This is a genomic window from Cupriavidus sp. 05N39 (assembly GCF_056397325.1).
On sequence record NZ_JBFTNE010000271.1, the window covers coordinates 1 to 615 of the forward strand.

Consider the following 615-nt stretch of genomic DNA (forward strand, 5'->3'; position numbering starts at 1 on the left):
CGGCCAGCGTCATCACCGGCCCGCCGAACAGGTACAGCGGCTTGAGCAGGGGGTGCCGCGTGCCGGTCCCGGCGACTGGACGCACGCCGCCCGGGCGCAGCATCACAGTGCGGATCGGAAGCGCCGTCAGCGCGGCCTCGGTTTCCCCCTTGATCCGCAGTGGCATGAACCGGCTGTCCGGATCGGCGTGCGCGCCGGAGACGTAGAGGAATCGCCCGGTGGGGTTGGCCGACGCCCACGCCCGGGCCACGGCCAGGGTGGCCGTCAACGTGACCGCGCGATACTCCGCTTCCGGCGTGCCGATCGGCGGCGCCCCCGCGCAGTAGAAGCACGCCTGGAAACCGGCGAGCTGCTCGCCCAACGCATCGGCGCGGGTGAAATCCGGCAGGACGATCGCGCGCACGCCGTCGGGCAGCCCGCCGGCGTGGCGGACCAGTGCGGTCACGCCCTGCACATGCGGTGAGGCCAGGCAGGCGCGCAACACGCCCTGCCCGACCAGGCCGCTGGCACCGGTGATCAGGACCTGCAGGCGGGAGGGAGTGCTCATGATGCGGTTCCTCGACGGGCCAGAACGCTAGAGTTTCACGAAACGCTGCATGCTGCGCGCCAGCCAGC

The 615-nt window shown here is 72.0% G+C and carries 1 protein-coding gene; it reads right to left on the reverse strand.

Annotated elements, in window-relative coordinates; translation table 11 throughout:
* The coding region (locus AC1DN0_RS41240) for an NAD(P)H-binding protein (RefSeq protein ID WP_477146628.1) at positions 1-547 on the reverse strand (547 nt) is incomplete at its 3' end.
* Positions 548-615 lie beyond the last annotated feature (68 nt).